The sequence below is a fragment of the Stutzerimonas kunmingensis genome, from assembly GCF_900114065.1.
GTDB lineage: Bacteria > Pseudomonadota > Gammaproteobacteria > Pseudomonadales > Pseudomonadaceae > Stutzerimonas > Stutzerimonas kunmingensis.
In genome coordinates, this window is record NZ_FORS01000009.1 from 131,090 (window position 1) to 152,660 (window position 21,571).

General features: G+C 63.8%; 14 protein-coding genes. All 14 read right to left on the reverse strand.

What is annotated here, in order from left to right:
* The gene (rbbA, locus tag BM275_RS18695) at window positions 1-2,742 is read right to left on the reverse strand and encodes a ribosome-associated ATPase/putative transporter RbbA (RefSeq protein ID WP_090522884.1); all 2,742 of its coding nucleotides are present in this window, start codon (window positions 2,740-2,742) and stop codon (window positions 1-3) included.
* Window positions 2,739-3,815, reverse strand: a complete 1,077-nt coding sequence (locus BM275_RS18700) for an HlyD family secretion protein (RefSeq protein WP_044314265.1) — start codon at window positions 3,813-3,815, stop codon at window positions 2,739-2,741. Before BM275_RS18700 ends, rbbA begins: the two co-directional genes overlap by 4 nt.
* A gap of 117 nt (window positions 3,816-3,932) precedes the next feature.
* Entirely contained in the window at window positions 3,933-4,556 is a 624-nt protein-coding gene (locus BM275_RS18705; protein ID WP_090522886.1) for an ABC-type transport auxiliary lipoprotein family protein, read from the reverse strand.
* Complete coding sequence (locus tag BM275_RS18710; protein WP_023445796.1) at window positions 4,553-5,491, reverse strand: MlaD family protein; 939 nt, start codon at window positions 5,489-5,491, stop codon at window positions 4,553-4,555. The genes BM275_RS18705 and BM275_RS18710 overlap by 4 nt, the downstream gene beginning before the upstream one ends.
* Window positions 5,492-5,635: 144 nt before the next feature.
* Window positions 5,636-6,418, reverse strand: coding sequence for an ABC transporter ATP-binding protein (locus BM275_RS18715; RefSeq protein WP_090522888.1), 783 nt, complete (start codon window positions 6,416-6,418; stop codon window positions 5,636-5,638).
* Window positions 6,415-7,563, reverse strand: a complete 1,149-nt coding sequence (locus tag BM275_RS18720; RefSeq protein WP_090522890.1) for an ABC transporter permease — start codon at window positions 7,561-7,563, stop codon at window positions 6,415-6,417. The genes BM275_RS18715 and BM275_RS18720 overlap by 4 nt, the downstream gene beginning before the upstream one ends.
* Window positions 7,564-7,690: 127 nt before the next feature.
* Window positions 7,691-8,827 carry a catalase family protein gene (locus BM275_RS18725; RefSeq protein WP_090522892.1) on the reverse strand — a complete coding sequence of 379 codons (1,137 nt, stop codon included), beginning with the start codon at window positions 8,825-8,827 and terminating at the stop codon, window positions 7,691-7,693.
* A 26-nt stretch (window positions 8,828-8,853) separates the two neighbouring features.
* Window positions 8,854-10,725, reverse strand: coding sequence for a di-heme-cytochrome C peroxidase (locus BM275_RS18730; RefSeq protein WP_090522894.1), 1,872 nt, complete (start codon window positions 10,723-10,725; stop codon window positions 8,854-8,856).
* A gap of 154 nt (window positions 10,726-10,879) precedes the next feature.
* Window positions 10,880-11,773 carry a tetratricopeptide repeat protein gene (locus tag BM275_RS22140; protein ID WP_139229587.1) on the reverse strand — a complete coding sequence of 298 codons (894 nt, stop codon included), beginning with the start codon at window positions 11,771-11,773 and terminating at the stop codon, window positions 10,880-10,882.
* Entirely contained in the window at window positions 11,760-14,213 is a 2,454-nt protein-coding gene (locus BM275_RS18735) for a hypothetical protein (RefSeq protein WP_090522896.1), read from the reverse strand. Before BM275_RS18735 ends, BM275_RS22140 begins: the two co-directional genes overlap by 14 nt.
* A gap of 48 nt (window positions 14,214-14,261) precedes the next feature.
* Window positions 14,262-16,310, reverse strand: coding sequence for a type VI secretion system Vgr family protein (locus BM275_RS18740; protein ID WP_090522898.1), 2,049 nt, complete (start codon window positions 16,308-16,310; stop codon window positions 14,262-14,264).
* 21 nt (window positions 16,311-16,331) lie between these two features.
* Window positions 16,332-17,303 carry a serine/threonine-protein kinase gene (locus BM275_RS18745; protein ID WP_090522900.1) on the reverse strand — a complete coding sequence of 324 codons (972 nt, stop codon included), beginning with the start codon at window positions 17,301-17,303 and terminating at the stop codon, window positions 16,332-16,334.
* On the reverse strand, window positions 17,300-18,031 hold the full coding sequence (locus BM275_RS18750) for a PP2C family protein-serine/threonine phosphatase (RefSeq protein ID WP_090522902.1): 732 nt from the start codon (window positions 18,029-18,031) through the stop codon (window positions 17,300-17,302). Before BM275_RS18750 ends, BM275_RS18745 begins: the two co-directional genes overlap by 4 nt.
* Complete coding sequence (gene tssM / locus BM275_RS18755) at window positions 18,031-21,570, reverse strand: type VI secretion system membrane subunit TssM (protein WP_090522904.1); 3,540 nt, start codon at window positions 21,568-21,570, stop codon at window positions 18,031-18,033. Before tssM ends, BM275_RS18750 begins: the two co-directional genes overlap by 1 nt.
* Window position 21,571 lies beyond the last annotated feature (1 nt).

The following is a 21,571-nucleotide window of genomic DNA, read 5'->3' on the forward strand; positions in this document are numbered from 1 at the left end:
TCATTTCTCCTGCTTGCGCAGGCCGGCGACGCTGAGCACGGTCAGCAGCGGGATCGCCAGCAGCATGGGAATGAAATAGGGGTACAGCTCGGCCAGCCCGAGCGACTTGGAGAATACCCCGCGGCTGATGATCAGGAAGTGGCTGGTCGGGTAGAGCTTGCCGATGAAAGCGCCGGCGCCCTCCATCGCCGAAACCGGGTGGATCAGTCCGGAGAACTGGATGGCCGGCAGCAGGGTGACGATGGTGGTGCCGAAGATCGCCGCGATCTGGCTGTTCAATATCGACGACATCAGCAGGCCAAGGCCGGTGGCGCAGGTCACGTAGAGCAGCGCGCCAAGGCAGAGGGTGAGGATGCTGCCCTTGATCGGAATACCGAAGACGAACACCGCCAGCAGCGCCAGGGTGGCGAAATTGAACATGCCCAGGGCGACATAGGGCAGTTGCTTGCCGAGCAGGAATTCCAGGCGGGTGGTCGGCGTGACGTAGAAATTGGTGATCGAGCCCAGTTCCTTTTCGCGCACCACGCCGAGGGCGGTGAGCATCGCCGGGATCATCATCAGGAGCAGCGGGATCATAGCCGGTGCCATGGCTGGCAGGCTCTGCACGTCCGGGTTGTAGCGATAACGAATGGCCACGTCAGCCGGTGCCAGCTGCCCGTCGACGCCCGCCTCGCGGGCCAGTTGCTGCAGGTAGCTCAGGTGGATGCCTTGCACATAGCCCTTGATGGTGTCGGCGCGCATCGGCATGGCGCCATCGATCCAGAACGCGACTTGCGGCACGGCGCCGCGCTTGAGGTCGCGGCCGAAATTCGGCGGAATCTCCACGGCCAGGCTGATGTCGTTGCTGCGCATGCGCTGATCGAGCTCGGCATGGCTGGCCAGCGGCGCCTGCTCGATGAAGTAGCGCGAGCCGGCCATGTTCAGCAGGTAGTGCTGGCTGGTGGTGGTCTGGTCGCGGTCGAGCACGGCGTAGGTCAGGTTCTCCACGTCGAAGCTGACCCCGTAGCCCATGATGAACATCAGCAGCACGCTGCCGAGCATCGCCAGCGTCGCCCGAATCGGGTCGCGGCGCAGCTCCATGGCTTCGCGGCGGGTGTAGCTGAGCAGGCGGCGCATGCTGAAGCGGGCCTGGCGGCCGTTATTGCCGGTCGGTTGGGTGGGATTTCCCATTGCGGCGGTTGTCGCTGCTGGCTGGTCGGCGGCATGCGCGGCTGCGGCCTCTTCCAGGTAGGCGATGAAGGTCTCTTCCAGCGTCGGCAGGCCGCGCTTGGCTATCAGCGCCTGCGGCGTGTCGCTATCGAGCACCCGTCCGGCATGCATCAGCGAGATGCGGTCGCAGCGCAGTGCCTCGTTCATGAAGTGGGTGGAGATGAAGATGGTCACGCCGTCCTCGCGCGACAGCTGCACCAGCAACTCCCAGAAGCCATCGCGCGCCACTGGATCGACCCCCGAGGTGGGTTCGTCGAGGATCAGGATCTCCGGGTTGTGGATCACCGCCACGGCCAGCGACAGGCGCTGGCGCACGCCCAGCGGCAGGCTGCTGGGCAGGCTTTCGGCATCGCCGGTGAGGTCGAAGCGGGTGAGCATCTCCTGAATGCGTGTGGCGCGCCGCTCCACCGGCAGGTGGAACAGTCGCGCATGCAGCTCGAGGTTCTGCCGCACGGTCAGCTCGCTGTACAGCGAGAAGGCCTGGGACATGTAGCCGACCCGCTGGCGGGTCTGCATGTCGTGCGGGTCCACCGGTTTGCCGAACAGCAGGGCGTCGCCCTCGCTGGCCGGCAGCAGGCCGGTGAGCATCTTCATGGTGGTGGTCTTGCCGCAGCCATTGGAGCCGAGGAAGCCGAAGATTTCGCCGCGGGAGATGCGGAAATTGACCTGGTCCACCGCGACGAAATCGCCGAAACGCATGGTCAGGCCGTGAGCCTCGATGGCGATGCTGTCACTGTGCGGCTGTGGCGGAATGACCAGTTCGCGATGCTGGCTGCGCTTGGCTTCCGGCAGGAGACGGATAAAGGCCTGCTCCAGCGAGTCGCTGCCGGTGCGCGCCAGCAGCTCGGCCGGTGTGCCGGTGGCCAGCACCTTGCCGGCGTCCATCGCCACCAGATGGTCGAAGCGCTGCGCCTCGTCCATGTAGGCGGTAGCGACCAATACGCTCATCTGCGGGCGCTCGCGGCGGATGCGTTCGATCAGTTCCCAGAACTGCGCGCGCGACAGTGGATCGACGCCGGTGGTGGGCTCATCGAGAATCAGCAGGTCGGGATCGTGGATCAGTGCGCAGCAGAGGCCGAGCTTCTGCTTCATGCCTCCGGAGAGCTTGCCCGCCGGGCGTTCGACGAAGGGCGCGAGGCCCGTGCTGCGGGTCAGTTCGGCGATGCGCCAGTGCCGTTCCTCGGCGTCCTGGCCGAACAGGCGGCCGAAGAACTCGAGGTTCTCGAACACCGTCAGCGTGGGGTAGAGGTTCTTGCCCAGCCCCTGAGGCATGTAGGCGATACGCGGGCAGACCGCACGGCGGTGGCCGGCATCGCCCATGTCGCCGTCGAGCACCTGCACTTGGCCCTGCTGCAACTTGCGCGCACCGGCGATCAGCGCCAGCAGGCTCGACTTGCCGACCCCGTCCGGACCGATCAGGCCGACCATGCAGCGCGCCGGCAGGCTCAGGCTGAGGTCATCCAGCGCGCGGGTCTTGCCGTACTGCAGGCTGACTCCGCTGATCACGGCGACCGGGTCAGGAGACTGGTTCATTTGCCGACATTGATCTGCAGGTGCGCCGGCCATTCGGTGTCAGCGTCTAGCTTCAGATAAGCCATGCCGGGCAGCCCGGTCTTGACCTGCTCCATGTGTTTTCTCAGGAGTTCCGGATCGATCCGCGCCTTGACCCGGAACATCAGCTTCTCGCGCTCGCTCTCGGTTTCCACCGTCTTCGGCGTGAACTGCGCGACGCTGGCGACATAAGTGACCTTGGCGGGAATCACGTACTGTGGCGCCGCATCGATCACCAGGCGCACCTCGCTGCCCATCGCCACCCGGCCGGCCTGGCGCTCGGGGAGGAAGAAGGTCATGTAGACGTCGGCCAGGTCGACCAGATTGAGCAGCTTGCCGCCGGCGCCGAGTACCTCGCCCGGTTGCGCCACGCGGTACTGCACGCGCGCCACGCGATCGGTCTTCAGTTCGCTATCCGTGATGTCCGCTTGCAGCCGAACCACGCTGGCCTGTGCTGCCTCCAGTGCAGATTGCGCTTCGATGACCTGGGACCTGGCGGCGGCGATACCGGCATCGGCGGACAGCACCTGTGCGCGGGAGGCGGCCAGCGCGGCCTGGGCGCTCTGCATGGCGGCAAGGTCGTCGTCCAACTGCTGGCGCGGCATGGCGTTGCGGTCGACCAGCGTCTTGGTACGTTGGTGGCGTTTCTGCGCGGCGGTCAGCTCGGCGCGCCGTTGCAGCACCACCGCTTCGGCCGTGGCCTTCTCGCTCTCGCGCTGGGTAACCAGCGCCTGGGCGGTGAGTATGGCGTTTTCCGCCTGGCGCACCTGGGCGCGGGCCTGGTTGAGCTGGGCGTCGAGCACTTCGGTATCCATGCGCGCGATGATCTGGCCCGGCTGGACGAAGTCGCCCTCGTCGACGGTGATCTCGCGGATGCGCCCACCGAGCTTGGTCGCCACATCGATCTCGGTGGCCTCGATCCGGCCGTTGCCGCTGGCAAAGCCCTCGCCCAAGCCATCCGTGCGCAACTCCGACCATGCCAGCAGGCCGATTACCACGAGCGCGACGAGCGCGAACAGCACCCGTCGAAGATTTTTCTGGGCTGGCGCTTTCATGGGCGTTCCTTACTTGAAGCGATAGTTCGCATGCTAAGCGATTGCCCTGAAGGTTACGCTTAGCCTGAGTCAATAAAACTGCGGTTCAGCGTCTTTAATCGACTTTTTCGCCGGTTTTCACTGCGCGGGATGGCTTTTCGCCACCTCGATCGTCCAGCTTTGCAGCTGGCGGCTGAGCTCGTCGCTGGCCTGGCCGAAGGCGTCCACCACGCTTTCCAGCTGCGGGCTCGCGCTGGGCTGACGGATTTCGAAGTGGCGGCTGGCGAGGATGCGTTGATCGACAGCGGATACCAGCTGGGCGTCCAGGCGGACCAGCACCCGCGGCTGGCCATCGACGTATTCGCTCTGGAAGGCGCGCAAATCGCTGAACAGCTCCAGCTCCGCGAACAGGTTGCTGTCCTCATTGCTCACCGCCACCGGTCCGCTCCGGCGGAACTGCTCGATCAGCCGATCGCGTAGCAAGGTCGGCGCGGCATCGCCCCAGCGCGCGCCTTGGTAGCTGCTGATCTGGTTGCCGTTCGGCACCACGGCGATGCGTGGCCCGGCAAGGATGCGGCTTGCATGGGGGGTATGAATACGCAGTGCCTGGCGCAAGGTGCCAGTGGACTGATTTGCCGGCACGTCGCCGGTCGGCAGCAGAAACACCCGGATTGGTTCGGCGTCGGGCAGCAAGGTGCAGGCCGAAAGCGTGCCGAACAGCGTCGCGAGGGCGAGAGGGCGGAACAGCACAAGGCGGCTCATGGGGTGAACTCCTGAATCTTCTCGCGGCCGAGCAGGAAGCCGCTGGGATTGTCTTCGAGGCGCTGGGTGACGCGACGCAGCGCGCCGAGGGTGCCGCGCAGTTCGTTGATCGCTGGGCCCAGATCGCTGAAGCCTTGCAGGCCGTTGTTCAGCGCGCCCTGGTTGTCCGCCAGCAGGGCGTCCAGCCGCGAGGTGGCGCGTTCCAGTGCCGCCATCGACTCGCCGGCAGTGCTCAGCAGCTGGCGACCTTCATCGTCGATGAGGCCGTTGGCGTTCTGTGTCAGGCGGGTGATTTCCTCCAGCGCAGTGTTGGTCCGCTGGCCCAATTGGGCGAGCTGGGTCAGCGCTTCGCTCAGATCGCCACGCTGTTCGGCCAGCACGCTGGTGGCCTGCTCCAGATTGGCCAGGGTGCGACCGATGCGACCGGCATTGTCCTCGGAGAGCATCAGGTTGGCGCTGCGCAGCAGGTTGTTGATGTTGGTCATCAGGTCCTCGCCGTTCTCCAGCAGCGCGCTCAGCGGCGACGGGTCTGCGATGATCAGCGGCGGCTCGCCGCGCTTGCCCTCTAGCGGCGGGCTCTGCGGCGTGCCGCTGTGCAGCTGGATGATCATGCTGCCGGTGATGTTGGCCAGCGCCAGGCGGGCGCGGGTGTCCTGCTTGATCGGCGTGCCGGAATAGACGCGGATGCGCGCCCGCACCTTGCGCGGGTCGTCCGGCTCGAGCCACAGCGCTTCGACGTCGCCGACCTTGATGCCGCTGTACTCCACAGAGCTGCCGTTGGACAGCCCGCTGACCGCGCGATTGAAGCTGATCTCGTAATAGTTGTATTCGCGATCCATGCTCGACTTACCCAGCCAGAGGGCGAACAGCAGGGCGCCGCCGACTGCCAAGACGGTGAACAGGCCGATCAGCACGTGGTGGGCACGGGTTTCCATGTCAGTTCTCCTGCTCTGGCAGGTCGTTGGAAACTACCTGCGTTGGCAATACTGCGTTAAAAACATGCTCGGAATGCTCATTTAGGAAACTAAACTCCGCTTCCTCGCCTGTTTTTGCCTTGTCTTGCCTGCCTCGCATACGTTTCAACTACCCGCCAGGGCAGCCTGTTGCGCCGCCCGGCCACGTGGGCCGTGGAAGTAGTCGCGAATCCAGGCGTCGTCGGTGGCTTCCACCACCTCCAGGCGATCGGCCACCAGCACGCGCTTGCGCGACAGCACGGCGACCCGGTCGCAGATGGTATAGAGCGTATCCAGATCGTGGGTCACCAGAAACACGCTGAGGCCCAGCGCGTCGCGCAGGGTCAGGATCAACTGGTCGAAGGCTGCCGCGCCGATGGGGTCGAGGCCGGCGGTGGGCTCGTCGAGGAACAGTACTTCCGGGTCCAGCGCCAGCGCCCGGGCCAGGGCGGCGCGCTTGATCATGCCGCCGGACAGCTCGTCGGGGTACTTGCAGGCGGCGTCCGCTGGCAGGCCGGCCAGCGCCAGCTTCAGTCGCGCCAGATGCTCGGCATCCTTGCGTTCGAGGCCGGCGTGCTCGATCAGCGGCAGGGCGACGTTCTCCTGCAGATTCAGCGAGGTGAACAGTGCGCCACGCTGGAACAGCACGCCGAAGCGTCGTTCCAGCTGTGAGCGGCGCGCGGCCGACAGTTCCAGCAGGTTCTCGCCAAATACCGTTACGCTGCCGGCGTTGGGCCGGCGCAGGCCGACGATGCTGCGCAGCAGCACCGACTTGCCGGTGCCAGAACCGCCGACCACGCCGAGAATCTCGCCACGGCGGATGTCCAGGTCGAGATTCTCGTGCACGGTCTGGCTGCCAAAGCGATTGACCAGTCCGCGTACCTGAATCAGCGAGTCGTTGCTCGTCACCAACCCATCTCCATGAAGAACAGCGCGGCGATGGCGTCCAGCAGGATCACCATGAAGATTGCCTGGACCACGCTGGAGGTGGTGTGCTCGCCCACCGACTGCGCGCTGCCGCTGACCTTGAAGCCTTCCAGACAGCCGATCACCGCGATGATGAAGGCGAATATCGGGGCCTTGCCCAGGCCGACGAGGAAATGGCTGACGGCGATATCGCGCGCCATGATGTTGAAGAACATCGTCGGCGAGATGTCCAGCGCCAGCACGCACACCACCAGCCCGCCAGCGATGCCGCTGAGCATGCCGACGAAGGTCAGGATCGGCAGGGTGATCAGCATCGCCAGCACGCGCGGCAGCACCAATAGCTCGATCGGGCTCAGGCCGAGGGTGCGGATCGCGTCGACTTCCTCGTTGGATCTCATCGAGCCGATCTGCGCGGCGAAGGCGCTGGCGCTGCGCCCGGCGAGCAGGATCGCCGCCAGCAGCACGCCGAATTCGCGCAGGAAGGAAAAGCCCACCAGGTTGACGGTGTAGATGGTCGCGCCGAAGTCGGCGAGCACCGTCGCGCCAAGAAAGGCCACCACCGCGCCGACCAGAAAAGTCAGCAGCGCGACGATCGGCACCGCGTCCAGCCCGGTCTGCTCGATATGTACGGCCAGTGAGGTCAGCCGCCAGCGCCGCGGCCGCGGCAGCGTCAGCAGCAACGTCTGCAGGGTCAGGCCAATGAAGCCGAGCAGCGCGCGCTGCTGCTTCCACACCGCCGCGACCGTGCGGCCGATATGCGCCAGCACATAGCCGAATTCATAACCGCGTGGCGACTCGGCGGCATCCGGTTGGTCCAGGGCGGTGGCGACTGTGCGCAGCAGCGCCAGGCGTTCGGCTGGCAACTGCGGCGCCCAGGCTTCGATGGCGGCGATCCGCTCGGGGCCCAGCAGCTCCACCAGCAGGCCGGCGCCCGCCGTATCCAGCGCCCCGAGCCCGCTCAGCTCGATCTGGCTGCGCTCGTCGATCCGCGCCCTGAGCCGCTGCACCTCTCGGCGCAGTGCCGCGTAATGGGCGAGGGTCCAGTCACCGACGATGCGCGCCCGCAACGGCGAAGCCCCTTGATCGAGGGTCACCGAACCGGGAGACGAGGACAGGGTGGCGCTCATCTTCTGCAAACGGGTGCCTATGTCGGGCGATGGAGTCCTGATTGATGCTAGCAGGGTTCCGCCCGGCAAGACAGGACCGGGTGGCCCGTGGTCGGCAACGGCCGGCGGATGGACCACGACGGTCGCGTCAAAGTGCGCCGTTACGCTCGAGCCGATAGCTGCTGATCGCCTCGTACACCGCCTTGCGCAGCCGATTGATGCCGCCGATGGGGCGATGCTCCGGCAGTGCGTGCCAGGGGTTGAAGCTGAGGTTGTCGCAGGCGAGATTCTGCTCGGGGCTGTCGAAGTCCTGCGGCGGGAGGCGGATGTCGGCGACCGTCTCGAATGGCGCGATGGCTTCGTCCCACTCGATGCTGGTGTCCTCAATGGGCATGTAGTGCTCGGCGTTCTGCCGCTGCACCTGCAGGGCGAAGCAGGCGGGCGCGCGGTCGAGGGACAGCTGCTGGTAGAGCGCACTGCGCAGGAAATTCGGCAGGTCGCGGTTCTGCTCGGGCAGCTGGTAGGTCGGGCAGTTCTCCGGCGTCGGGATGACCCGGTACTTGATGTTATGCGGGCCGAACTTGTAGGGCGCCACCGAGCTGTAGGTGGTGGCAACCGGGCTTTGCGGTGCAGGCGCCAGGGTCTGCAACGCGATAAACAGATGGCGCAGCTCCCAGCTGCGCGGATCAACGCTCGGGAAGAACGCCAGCGCCTTCTTGCCCTGCGCCTGGGCGGCGAAGTTGCTGCGGTATTCGGCAACGTCGCGGACGAAGAACACCGGATGGTTGAACATCACGAAGTCCTGCTCACTGGCGTGGCGCGGGTCGCGGCTGAGCTTTTCCCCCGGCACGTCGAGCAGCTTGATCGCCATCCCACGCGCGTCCCGGATGCGGTCGAACTGCGGATAGGCGTTGCCGTTGGACAGTCGCACCCAGGCCTGCCAGGTCTTGCCCGGTTCGCTGAAAACGCCCTGGCGCAGCGTCGGCTCCAGGTCAGCGCGCACGCTGACCTCGGCGCGCACGCAGCCGTGGGCCTTGGCATGGGCGTCGCGCAGCACACGGGTGTTCTCCCTGTGCTGCTCCACCACTGCAATGGCGTCGGCGATGATCGCCTGGGTGTCGGCCGCTTCGCTCGGCGCGATGACTTCTTCGCTGGAGACGGGGCCACGATGGGTGAGGTGAAAGTGGACGGCGGCAACCGCCCAGCCTGCCAGGCCCACGGCGGTGACGGCGAGCAGCAGCCGGCCCAGCAAGCGACCGATCCAGAGCCAGAGTCTTGTCAGCATGAAACAGATCCTTGTGCGGGGGCAGGTCAGGGGCAGCTTGGGCCGGGGTTGTGGGGGCGCGCCGGCAATTCCTCGAGACGCGGTTCGACGCGGGGGTCGCCGAGCACCTTGAGGTACTCGACCAGCGCCCAGCGCTCGTGCGGTGCCAGTGCCCGGCCGATCACGCCGTTACCGCGGCAGCCGGCGCGGAATTCATGGCCGCGGTTGCTGTTGCCGGTGATCGCGGTATCCAGCAGAAAGCCGCCGTCGAAACGCTCGGTGCGGATACCTACGTGCTGCGGGTCGTATTCGCGACTACCCACCCAGAACTGCTTCTGCCGTTCGGCGACCGGCGACAGCAGCTGGAACAAGGTGGGGACCGAGCCGTTATGCAGGAACGGTGGCGTCGCCCAGATGCCGTCCAGCGGACGTGCCTTGTAGCCGCGCAGTTCCTGCACGCCAATCGGCAGGCCGAAGCCGTCGAATTCCGCGCGCTCGGTCTCGCCGATGCCGGCGTCACGGTAGGCGCGCTCTTCGACATAGGCGGTGATATAGGCCAGCCCCTTGGCGCTGGACAGGCTGGCGAGATCGAGCGGGCTGGATGACGCGCCATACAGCCGCACATCCAGACGATCCAGCTCGTCCTGAGTCCAGCCCAGGCGGGTCAGGTCGAAGCGGTGGTCGGCGATATTGTCGGCCGTGGTCGGATCGGTACCGACGAAGGAGGTGGGGATCACCTTCATGCGCCACTCGGGGTCGCGCTCGGCAGCGAAGCGCTTGTCGACCGGCTTGGGCCTGGCGTCGTGGCAATGCGCGCAGTTTTCCTTGTACAGCGCGCGACCGAGGCTCGCCTGCTTGAGATCGATCGCGCCCAGCACATCTTCGGGCCAGCGAGGCGGGGCCAGCTGCATGAGCGTGGTTTCCAGCCTGTGCAGGTCGCGTACGCGAACGCCCGATGCGTAGCGCTCGGCTTCGGCGACGGGCTGGCCGTTCTCGTGTAGCAGCCGCAGTGTGGCGCCAACACCCAGCGCCTCGCCGATATTGCGTGCCATCGGCTGCATGGCCGAGCCGTTCCACTGCACCCAGTCGAACTTCCAGATATCCCACAGATGCGGGTAGCTCACCGGCGCGTTGGCCACGCGGTAGTTCGCCGGATCGATGGCATCGCCGAACACGCTGTTGGCGATGCGGCCGAACGCATCGGTACGGCCGAAGCCTTCTTCGGTGGGGTAGAGCCCGCGGTGCCAGTCGTTGTAGGCGGTGCCGAGCAGACGGTCGAGCACCTGCTTGAAGTCGTGGCGCAACTGCGCGCGGTCCTGCTCGTAACGCTCGCCCAGCACCTGCTCGGCGAAGCGACGGAACTTGAGCGGGTTGTAATAGGTGAAGGCCATGCTCATGCCCAGCGCCTGGCCAAAGGCGCCACCGCGCAGGGTCGGCACGGTGGAGGCCAGCGAATGCATCGCCGCGCCACCGTCGATACGAATGGCCTGCCCCTCGTAGCGCAACTCGCCGGTGTGGCAGGCCGCGCAGGTCACATCCAGATAGGCGCGACCGGTCTCGTCATCTTCACGGCGGGCAAAGCCGACTGGCAGGTTGCCGGGGTTCCGCGCGGTGGCCTTTTGCGCGGGATCGACCAGAAATCCGAAGCGGGCGAGGTAGTCGGGCGTGGCGAACCTATCCTGGCTGAAGGGCAGCTCCAGCGCGACGAACCACTCGTACTCCAGCCCTTTAACCTGCGTGCCTTGCGGCGTGTAGTAATAGGTCTGCCGGTCCGCCTCGCTCCATTGATCGAGGTAGTTAAGTCGAGCCGGAGGCTGATAGTCCGGCAGGTTCGGATAGGCCACGAAATACAAACCAACCCCGGCCGCAAGCAGGGCCAGCAACACCAGCCCGCGCAGGGCGCGTCGCAGCAATCGCATCGGTACTTCCTTGTAGCGTCATGGCGAAAGTGCGTTTATGGCAGGTTTGATGGGTGATAGCAATGTGCCGGTTGCTCGGTTTTGATGGCCAAAAACTAGCTAACCGTAGATCGCTTTGTTCGAAACCTATGGCCGTCACATAGACATCTCTGTATCACTGTGCTGCGGTCGACAATCGTGCGGTTACTCTGAAGGGTATTAGTTTATCCCTTCCGGATTTTTTCATTTTTGAAGCATACTTCGCGTAGTAATGTTTCGCCTTTTCTTGGAGCCCTTTTCCCCAAAAGCTATCAGCAATGTTCAGCATAAGGACAGTGCGTTCAGGTGCAATGTGTTCAACGTTTAGAAGCACTTCAAGCGCTAAGTCAAAATCACGCGCTTCAGCTAGCGCGTAACCGATATCGTTATAGATCGGGATTTCGGATTTGTTAACCGGTGGCTTACTGATTGTTATTTCGATGTTTTTATCGGAAGCATAAGCTCTGATTGCTCCATAGTCGTGATCTTCCAGTCTGTCGAGAACTACTTTATGGATAAGTTCTACAGAATCAATTTTTCCATCTTTCACTTTTCGTTTGGATAGTTCGCTTTTCCTATAAAAAAAATATTGTTTTTCTTCCTGCTCTGCGGTTCCCTCGTAACCAGAGATAAGCCGTTCAAGAGCCTCCGCCCTTACGATTGAGCCAGCAAGCTCTTTAAATACGTAACTGACATATTGCGTTCCTTTGATGTCTAAACCGCTATGGTTTAGATCATAAGAGCAGGTAATAACTAATGCAGCAGTCCCGTCGGGTAGCGCGAGAGAATAGGCGCTACTAAGCGAAGGTTGTCCACCCTCCGGGTCACATTGCGCAGGAAGAAACACCCGGCGCTCTCCCTCTAGGATTAACGCTGCCGTTAGGGCCTTTTCATCTCCGTCGGTGACGCTATAAGAAAACTGTATTTCATTGCTTCCAAAAAATCTGGGAGATAGGTGCTGGGTCAGGTCTTCGGCAAAAGAAGTATTAACTAGGAGGATCGAAATAAGTAATGATTTAAGTAGGTTCATTGTTCAGAAGTCCACGGAGCGACTTGAAGAGTCGGACGCGTTCGGGTAGTCCGATTGTTCCGCCGTTAACGATTGCAGAAACGTCCGCGACGTGATCGGTAATATTTCTCTCGGTTCTTGCATTATAAGAGTTAAGAATTCTTCTGTTCACATTATTGATTTCCCACCAGACGAAGGCGGATTCAATACCATATTGAAGATTGCTGGTAACCAGATCTGGATTTTTTACAAAGTCTTGGTGGTCTTGCTCATTTTTTTCATTATGTATGCGAGTGTAGGCGATGTAATTGTTTTTGCCGGTAAGCTGAATTATCCCACGGCCACGATATTTATATCCATCACGGCTTTCTTCATCACCGTTTCCGTTTCGGCCAGAATAAACATAGCTGCCTAGGTTTTCTGGGTTTCTTTCATATTTGGCGGGCTCGGTCCATAGCTTTGGCCTAAGCCTAGGGAATATCTTGCAGTCGTCCGTGCTCGTATCGTAACCGCGTATATTGTTCCGGCAGCCAAATACTTCTCGCATGCGCTTGGCAGAGTAACTTAGGTTCTCGGATTTCACTTTGAAGCCGCTTTCATGGCCTACTTGGCTTAGGAAATGCGCAATAAGCAGTGGCGTGTTTATGTTGTATAGCAATGCGTATTTGTTGAGGTGGGGAAGTATGGCTTTGGCATAGTCATCGCTGATTTGAGAATTTGCTGTTTTTAGCATTTCTAAAGTAATCAGATCTTTGGGCTTGCCGTTGAAGATAAGCGGCAGCGAGTAAGGCTGAACATGCCAAACATTCCCGGTCGGGCTAAAATCTAACGCTTCCGCAACAACAGCCCACCAGCTCAGCGTCTTGATCCGCTGCTTTTCAGTCTGCCAAATTAGATTCGGCTTTCCAGCATCTTCCTCTAGCAACGGATCAAGCTCATCCCACTTACTCTTGTTCCAGTGCCACTCGCTTTCATAGCGGATGATCAACTGACCGAGGGCCTGCGCCTGCCACGGCTTGGCTAGCGCGGTACGGATTTCCTTGCTGGTCAGCACACCGTCCTTATCGGTGTCGACGATGTCATGCAGCCGGGCCAGCGCCAAGATGGGACCGCCATCGGCCTTGCTGATCTTCGCCCGATAGTTGTGCTGTTCGTCCGCGCTCAGCAGGCCTCTGGCATTGAAGGCGTAGGCAAGCTTTTCGACGGGCGTTCCGGTTTCCTCGATGCACTGGAAGCCTTCCCACTCCCACGGGCTATGACGAGTAGTAATGAGCTCCTGCTCGGCGAGCCAGCCGTCGATGGGGTTGCCATTAGCGTCGGCGAACAGGCCCTCCAGCCGCCACCAGTGCATAGTGTTGTCCGCGCCATCCTTGGCCTGGATTTTTCTCGAAGTGGGGAGCCCATCCAGCAAGGACTGCGGAATGATCAGGTCGACGCCGATCTGCGTGCCATCTTCGTCCAACTTGGGCGGGTTCTCGGCATTGATATCGTCCCGATGGGTGATCAGTTTGCTCGCACCTTTGTAGACCTTGAGCAGGGTTTTCTTGTCGTCCGGCAAGCGGCTGGCCCAGGCGCGGCTCCGGGCGATAAAGGCGGGCACATCGTCGCAGCTGAACAGTTCGACATGGACCATGCGCTGAGCGGCGCTGTCGTGCTTCTGGTACAGGCCGGGATGGCCAATAAGGTCACCCGCCTTGATCGGCAACCCGCTGTCGAGAACGATGACCTTGCCGTATTCCGCTGGCGCGCTGTGCGGTTTGAGCAAGCTGGTGGATACATAGCCGGGCAGTTGCCCCTCGTCGTCGGCTGATAGGGCGGGTTGTGCCGTCCCGCTGATCAGGCTGACCAGCTTGGTGAACTCGCCTTCCGTCTCGCCGATGGTGATCTCGGCACCCTTGGATAGCTCCGACAGCTTGGTGGTGTGCTTGCTCGGGCCTGCGCGAACGCTCAGGCCATCGTGCTGCGTATTCACGGTATAGCGTTTGGTTTCCCAGAAGGAGGGGCGCGGAAGGTCCGCTTGTGCCTGGTAGCCCGCCCAATCCAGCAGGTGCATGTACAGGCTGTAGAGAGCGAGGCTTGGAGGGGTTTGTCCTTCGACGATGCTGCCGTCAGCGTTCTTCAGCGGCGGCGGCTGCAGGCTGTGCTTGACCAGAACGAACCCCGTGGAAAAGGGTGCTCGTTTGACCATGGGAATCTCGTCGGTGAATTCGCTGACCGGGTAGCGCTCATCGATGCGGTAGGCAATTACTTCTCCGTCGGCGATACAGCGCACGCTCGACTGGTCGAATGCAGCACTCGTGCCTTCGTCGAAATGCACGCCGCCATGCCATAAGCCGTTTTCGCCGGTGGGGTAGAACCCGCCTTTGGCCTGGGCCATATGTGTAAGCAGTTGCAGCGGATTGTGGCTGGTGTCCTTGCTGGGAAACGGGTAAGCCCAATTGATCGGCTTGTGTTCGGCCATGTTCGATGCTTCCTTGCGTTCGATCCGGCTGCGCAGCCGGCACTGTTCTTAGCCCGAGAAATTGAGCGAGCGCTTGCGTTTGCGGAGCAGGCTGTCCGCCTCGGCCGGCAGTGCCTGCTCCAACAAGCTCCCGGCCTTGTCGCTGTCCGCGACCCCTGGCAGTACCGGTGGCTTGATCTTGATCCCCGAGCCCTTGCCCGGTGCGCCGCCGGCGTTGATTCGCGCCAGCGGGCCGGAGACGGTGATGCCGCCCGGATCGAGCTTGATGAAGCTTCCTCCGGCCTTGAGGGTCAGTTCGACACCGGCTTCGATGACCATCTTTTGCCCGGCCTTGAGGTGGATCTCACGGCCGGCCTTGGTCAGTTGGGCGGTGCCGAGCTTGATGTGTTGGGTCTGGCCGACAGTGAGGTGGTCGTCGGGTTTGACTTCGACCTTGCGATCGCCGGCAACGATCAGGTGTTCTTCGGCCTTGAACTCGCTGTAGCTGTTGGCCTCCACGGTGTCGTGACGTTCGTGGCCGACGCGGATCTTCTGGTCGTGCTCGATGTTCTCGTCCCAGTCGCGCTGGGCGTGGAGGTAGATCTGTTCGGCGCCCTTGCGGTCTTCGATGAGCAGCTCGTTGTAGCCGCCACCACCCGGGCTGCTCAGGGTCTTGAACACCGTGCGGGTCTTGTTCGCCGGCAGGTCGTAAGGAACCTGATGCTCCTTGTGGTACAGGCAGCCGGTCACCAGCGGTTGATCGGGATCGCCTTCGAGGAAGGTCACCAGCACTTCCATCCCGACCCGCGGGATGGCGATGCCGCCGTAGCGGCCGCCGGCCCAGATGGAGGAGACGCGCAGCCAGCAGCTGGTCTTGTCGTCGGCCTGGCCTTCGCGATCCCAGTGGAATTGAACGCGCACGCGACCGTACTGGTCGCAGTGGATTTCTTCGCCCGCCGGGCCGGTGACCACGGCGGTCTGGCTGCCGAGGACTTTCGGTTTCGGATGGTTAAGTGCCGGGCGGAAAGGGATATCCCAGGGCGTAGCGGTGAAGTGGTTGCGGTAGCCCTGAGTGAAACCGTCACCGGTATCGACATGGCTGGTGACCGACTCTTCCAGCACCTGTGGCTGCTTGCCTTCGTGCAGCACTTCGGTAAGCAGCCACAGGTCGTTCCATTCGCGGCGCGGGTGGTCGGAGATTTCCAGCAGATGGCCACTGACCAGCCGCGGCTGGTCACTGTTGCCCTCGGCCAGGCGGTAGTCGTGGCGGTGGCGCTCCAGCGCGCGTTGCGAGAGGTGTTTGCCGCGGGCGCGCGCGGCAAAGCGGCCGGGGTAGTCGTAGTCCTCCAGGTCGGGCTGCGGCATGGCGTTTGCCGCCGGTTCGCCGCGGTGGGCTGCCTCCATCAGCAGCCTGGGTTGTTCGAAGTCGTAATCACGGCGGCTGACCCGGCTGGTGCGTGTCGCGACGCGCACGGCGAAGCGCTTGATCACCGGCTCGTCGGCCGTCATGCCGTTGTCCTGCAGATAGGCGGTCGGCTGGCCGAGTCGGGCGAAGCTGGTCTGGTCGTCGCCGAAGACCAGCACGTGGCCTCTGGTGCTGTGCTCGAAGTGGTAATGGATACCTTCTTCCTCGCACAGGCGTTGGATGAAGTGCAGATCCGATTCGTCGTACTGCACGCAGTACTCGCGCGGCGGGTAGATCACCGGGCCGAGCTGGAAGCGGTAGGCATCGGCCTGGATGCCGTGTTCCTCGAGTACCTGGGCGATGATCTGCGGCACGCTGAGGTGCTGGAAGATGCGCTGGTTGGTGCGATGGGCGAGGTAGGCCAGCTGCGGCACCAGCGTGAGCCGATAGCGGGTCAGGCGCTTGCCTGATTCACCCTGGGCGATGCGGTGGACCAGGCCGTGGATGCCCATGCCGGCGGGGTCGAAGGCAAGAAAGGCGGGTTTATGCAGCAGTGCCTGCAGGTCGAGGTCGGGGCGCTCGCTGACCAGTTCCAGGTCGAAACGATAGGGCTGGCTGATGGCCTCGCGGCCCCGGAATTCGAGCACCTTAAAGTCGTGATCGACGCCTTCTAGGGTCAGGCTGAAGTGGGTTTCATTGGCCGCGTTGAACATTGGGCTGTCCTTGTCCTGATGTCATCCGTGGGAGTGGCCGAACCAGCGCTGCCAACGGCTCGGTGCGGGGCGGCTGAAGGCGTGCAACAGGCCCGCCGCATCGATGCTGCGCTGCGCTTCGTCGAATGCCAGCGCCAGACGCAGCGCCGGCCAGCAGTGCGCGGGCAGCTGAGGCGGCCGTTGCAGCGCGCGATCCAGCTCCATGGCCTTGGCCTGGCGGGCGCTGAGCCTGCGATAAGGGTGGCTGCCGCTGGCCAGTTCATAGAGCACGCAGGCCAGGGCGTACACATCCGACGCGGCGGTCAGCTCGCCGCCGTCGAGCAGTTCCAGGGCTGCATAACGCGGCGTCCAGGCGGCGAAGCGCGTGCGGCACAGGCGCGGCAAACCGGGAAGCAGGCCTTCCAGCGGTTGGCCGAGGCCATAGTCGAACAGGCGCAGGCCGTCATCGGCGAGCATTACGTTGCTCGGTTTCAGGTCGCCATGCAGCACGCCCAGGCTGTGGGAGTAGGTAAGCGCTTCCAGCAGTGGTAGCGCGATGCCCTGCAGTTCGCTCCAAGGCATGCCCTGCGGGCGTTCGCAGAGCAGCTGGTCGAGGGTCGGGCCCTTAAGCAGTTCTAGAGTGATAAAGGCGCGCTGGCTGCTTGGGTCAATGTCGAAGTTATACAGGCGCACCACATGCCGATGGCTGAGGCGTGTGGTCAGCGCGTACTCGCTGTAGAGCAGGGCGCTGGCATCGGGGTATTCGGCGAAATCCTCGCTGAGCGTCTTCAGCGCCACGTAGGGTTCCGGATCGCCGAACTGTTCGCGCAGCAGGTCACGGGCGCGATAGACCGCACCCATGCCGCCGACGCCGAGCAGGCGTTCGATCCGGTAGCGGCCGCCGAGCACGTCCGGCAGTTCGCCGACAGGCGTCTTCGGTTCCACCGAAACCGGCGTGGCCGCGGTCGATGCGAGCGCAAAATAGGTGAGATCGCAGGCGGGCTGGGCATTCATCGGCGGATCACCACGGCGCTGAGATTGTCTCGCGCCGGGCCCTTGAGTGCCTGGCGAAACAGCCGTTCCAGCGCCAGCTGCGTGGACGGCAGGCTGAGTGCGGCGCCGAGCGCGTCGGCGGACATGCTCTGGTAGAGCCCATCGCTGCACAGCAGCAGCGTGTCGCCCGGGAATACGGCGAATTCGAGGATATCCAGCTCCAGCTTCTCGCTGGCGCCGATGGCGCGGGTCAACGCATGGGCGGCTGGGTGTTTGGCGGCTAGCTCGGGGCTGAGCTGCTGCTCGTCGATCAGTTGCTGCAACAGCGAGTGGTCGCGTGACAGCTGATAGAGACGGCCGCTGCGCCACAGGTAGCAGCGGCTGTCGCCGGCCCAGATGCACGCGGCGCGGTCACCTCCCATGAGCAGGGCGACCACGGTGCTGCCAATCACCGGGTCCGGGCGCTCTGCGGTGACCGTCAGTTCCTGGCTGAGCCGGCGATTGAGCTCGTGCAGACAGCGCCGCAACGCCCGCAGTCGCTCCGGCAGATCGCCGCCGCTGGAAAGCTCGGCCAGCTGCTCGATGATCAGGCGACTGGCCAGGGCTCCGTTCTGGTGTCCGCCCATGCCGTCGGCCACGGCCCAGAGCCCGGCCTGCGGCAGGTCGAGAAAGGCATCTTCGTTGCGCGCCCGCACCTTGCCGGTGTCGGTGCGCGCGGCGCTGCGCCAGCTGCATGCCGTTGCGTTCATCACAGCGTCGCCGGCAGCTTGAAGCCGCGCAGCAGCGCGAGGTCGAACGGATTCGGCGAGCGCTGCGCATGCAGCAGGTAATTGGCGCGCAGGCCGCCGAGATCGGCCTTGAGCATCAACACGTCGCGGCCGCTGTGGTAGTCGACCTGCATCAGGTCGATCAGGCGGAACAGCGACCAGGGCCCGGTGTTCTTCTCGATACCCACGCGACGGCCGCCGAGTTCTTCGACCACCAGGCTGGTGCGTCCGTCGTCGGCTTCGGCCGGCCAGCGGAACGCGGTCTGCACAATCGGCCCGTGGCGGTATTCCATCTGCTGGTTGCCGAAGCGGAAGTCGGCACGACCCAGGCTTGAATCCAGCGAATAGGGCTCGAGTTTGAACAGGATCAGCGGCTCGTTGGGGTTCTCGGCGAAGAAGCTGCGGCGAATGGTCTGCGCCCGGCTCATCTGCGCGAGGAACTGCTCGGACAGCGGCAGACCGCGACCGTCGACCCGGCGCAGCTGATACTGGCCAGCGCTGCCGCTGACGAAGGGTTTGAGGTAGCGCTCGAAGAAGCTGTCCGCCAGACCCTGGGCCTTGAAAAACTCGCGGAAGTCGGCGAGGGCGACGTCGCTGGCGCTGTGGGCGCTGAACGGATAACGCTCGCGCAGCGAACCGCGGTAGCTGGCGTAGAGCTCGTTGCGATAGCGCTGGTTGAGGTAGTGGTAGGCGTCGGTGAGCACCAGCGACCAGCTGTCTTCGGCCAGCAGCCCCAGCCACTTGCCGACCGGTTGTGGCAGGCGTGCAGCGCTGCCGCGCAGCTGGTTGATGGCGTCGCGCTGGCCGCCCATGCGTGCCTTGGCCATTTCGAAGGCGGCCTGTTCCGGTGCGCTGGCATGGGCCAGGGAAGCCAGCTGCAGCTGCAGGGCGTCAAGGGCGTGCAGACTGGCACTCAACTCGGGGCCGGCCGCGCCGTTTTCATCGAGCAACTGGTGCAGCGGTGCGAAGCGGCGCTCCAGGGTCTTGCGCGCGGTGTCCGGGATATTCTTCAGCATGGCGGCCTGGGCCTGCTCGGCTGCAGCGGTGGCCAGCTTGGCCGCCTTGCCGAGCTTGCCGCCCGCGCCTTGCGCCGCTTCGGCCAGCTCGCCGGCCCCGGCGGTCGCCTCGGCCAGACCGGCGAAGCGGGTGTTCTCGCGTACTTCCAGCAGCAGTTGCAGCAGCGGCGAGTTGGCAGCGGTGAGCCCGGCGAGCTGCGCGGCACCCAGGGCCGCACTACCGGCGGGGAGGATGTTCAGCTGGGCGATCGCTTCACTCCAGTGCGCGGCATAATCGCGGAAGTACAGCTGCTCCATTTCCACCAGCAGACGGCCGAGGTCCTTGGCGCTGAGGCTGTCGCCTTCGCCCAGCACCCAGTTGTCGCGGAGGATTTCGCTGACCAGATCGGCGCCCTGAGCGACGAACAGTTTTTGGTAGCCGCGCTGGGTATAGAAGCCGGGAATCGTGTAATCGCCACCGACGAATAGTGGCGCCTGCGGGCCGAGTCGCGTGTTGAGCCGGTAGTCGGGAAGGTTGCGCGCCTGATCGCGCAGCATGCGGTACACCACCGCCGCCAGCGATTCGCTGCGTAGCTGGGCACGGGCCTTGGCCACCAGATTGTCGTTCAGCTGATACGGCGCAAAGGATTCTTCCAGCAGCCGCGCAAAGTGCGTGTTGAGTCCCTGCTGTGCCACGGCATTGCCGGGATGGCGCAGCGACCAGTCGGCGGCCAGCCAGTCCTTGAGAAACGCCGCATCACGGCGCTCGGCCAGGTTCAACATGAGGTACGCGCGCAGGCTGCCGAGCAGCTGTTCGCGGTCGTTCAGGTTGGCGCGAATCTGCGCTTCCAGCTGCCGACCGACCCGTGGAAGCAGCAGCGTTTCCAGATTGCGACGGTAGGCGTCGTGCAATGTCGGGTCGACCGCCTCGCCCTGATACAGGCCACCACGGCGTAGCCAGGACACATCGTCCCTGGGCGGAAATATCTGGGTCGCCGCGTAGCTCGCGTCCAGCGCCTTGAGGGTGCGCAGTGCCTTGGCTTCCGCCTCGATGGTCTTGCGTTCGCCACCCAGCGTCTGGGCGATGCCGCGCAGCTGTTCCAGGCGCTCGTGGTTGCTGGAGAAGTTCAGTGCCCAGGCGCCGCCGAACAGCACCAGGCAACCGAAGGCGCCTGCATAAAGCGCGCGCTGGCCCCAGTCGATGCGGCGGACCTCGCGCTGATCGAGGCCCGCCAGTTCGGCTTCGGGAAAGATCACCCGGCTGAGCAGTTGATTGATGAAGCGTGCACGACCGCTGCGGAAGGTCGGCAATGCGCTGCTGGCCAGGCCGAGCTGGCGGCCGATGCCGGCAGTGAGCGGGTCGAGACCTTCGCGTAGCTGTGGCGCGCTGGTCAGGTAGAAGCCACGTAGCTGGCTGGCACGCTGATAGCGGTTGCCGGCAAACGCGAGTTCGATGAACAGGCTCAGGCGCTCGCCGATCTGCCCCAGCTGATGCGGAAAGTCGAGGATGCGTCCGCGGCGCTGGGTGTCACGTTCCTGGTGCATGCGCATGATTACCTGGCTGTTCAGCCGGCGCAGCAGTTCCTCGAACTCCTCGCGTACCACCTGCGCATCGCTGCCGTTCTGCTCCTTACGGAAGCTGACGCCGAGCACCTGATCGCTTTCCTCGCGGGACAGCTGATCGAAGAACTCGTCGAAACCGAGAATCCGATCGGCCTTGCTCAGCACCAGATAGACGGGTACATCGACGCCCAGGCGCTGGTGGATCTCATGCAGGCGCTGGCGAGCCTGACGGGCAAGGTTCTCCAGCTCCAGTTCATTGCCGCCTAGCAGCTGATCCACCGGCAGGTTGACCAGTACGCCGTTGAGCGGTCGGGCACGGCGCTTGCGCAGCAGGCCGAGCAAGGTGTCCCAGGCGCTACCGTCGACGGCGGCGTCGGGCTGGGTCAGATAGCGGCCGGCGGTATCGATCAGCACGGCATGATCGGCGAAGTACCAGTCGGCGTAGCGAGTGCCGGAGACGTCCTTGGTCAGGCGCTGCTGCTCGCTGCGATTGAGCGGGAAATCCAGCCCGGAGAAATCCAGCAGGCTGGTCTTGCCGCTGCCCTGCGAGCCGATCAGCAAGTACCAGGGCAGCTCGCTGCGCCATTTCTCGCTGCGCCCGCGGTAGAGGCTGGAGGTTTTCAGGGTGCGCAGCGCCTGTTTGAAGCGATGGCGCAGTTCCTGTTGCTCCTCGCCGATCAGACCGTCGCGGCGCAGCTGCTCCTGAACGTCCTGGTCCTCGGCATCGCGCTTCTTGCGCGCGCTGGCGCGCCAGCTGGCGAAGACCATGGCCAGGCCCCAGCCGAGGAACAGCACGCTGATGCTCAGCAGTCGGCTGCTGGATGACTCCCAGAAGCGGTGGTCATTCACCGCCAGCAGCGGCCCGACGAACCACACCAGAACCGCCAGCAGCAGGACCAGCAGCAGGCTCCAGACCCAGGTTCGGCGCAGCACGGCGCCGACTTTGCCGAAGAACGTCTTCATC

Excerpts from the sequence above, each read along its gene's own strand:
- rbbA (WP_090522884.1), bottom strand. The coding sequence starts at position 2,742 with ATGAACCAGTCTCCTGACCCGGTCGCCGTGATCAGCGGAGTCAGCCTG.
- BM275_RS18720 (WP_090522890.1), bottom strand. The coding sequence starts at position 7,563 with ATGAGCGCCACCCTGTCCTCGTCTCCCGGTTCGGTGACCCTCGATCAA.
- BM275_RS18745 (WP_090522900.1), bottom strand. The coding sequence starts at position 17,303 with ATGAATGCCCAGCCCGCCTGCGATCTCACCTATTTTGCGCTCGCATCG.
- BM275_RS22140 (WP_139229587.1), bottom strand. The coding sequence starts at position 11,773 with ATGAACCTACTTAAATCATTACTTATTTCGATCCTCCTAGTTAATACT.
- BM275_RS18735 (WP_090522896.1), bottom strand. The coding sequence starts at position 14,213 with ATGGCCGAACACAAGCCGATCAATTGGGCTTACCCGTTTCCCAGCAAG.
- tssM (WP_090522904.1), bottom strand. The coding sequence starts at position 21,570 with ATGAAGACGTTCTTCGGCAAAGTCGGCGCCGTGCTGCGCCGAACCTGG.
- BM275_RS18725 (WP_090522892.1), bottom strand. The coding sequence starts at position 8,827 with ATGCTGACAAGACTCTGGCTCTGGATCGGTCGCTTGCTGGGCCGGCTG.
- BM275_RS18710 (WP_023445796.1), bottom strand. The coding sequence starts at position 5,491 with ATGGAAACCCGTGCCCACCACGTGCTGATCGGCCTGTTCACCGTCTTG.
- BM275_RS18750 (WP_090522902.1), bottom strand. The coding sequence starts at position 18,031 with ATGAACGCAACGGCATGCAGCTGGCGCAGCGCCGCGCGCACCGACACC.
- BM275_RS18700 (WP_044314265.1), bottom strand. The coding sequence starts at position 3,815 with ATGAAAGCGCCAGCCCAGAAAAATCTTCGACGGGTGCTGTTCGCGCTC.
- BM275_RS18705 (WP_090522886.1), bottom strand. The coding sequence starts at position 4,556 with ATGAGCCGCCTTGTGCTGTTCCGCCCTCTCGCCCTCGCGACGCTGTTC.
- BM275_RS18730 (WP_090522894.1), bottom strand. The coding sequence starts at position 10,725 with ATGCGATTGCTGCGACGCGCCCTGCGCGGGCTGGTGTTGCTGGCCCTG.
- BM275_RS18740 (WP_090522898.1), bottom strand. The coding sequence starts at position 16,310 with ATGTTCAACGCGGCCAATGAAACCCACTTCAGCCTGACCCTAGAAGGC.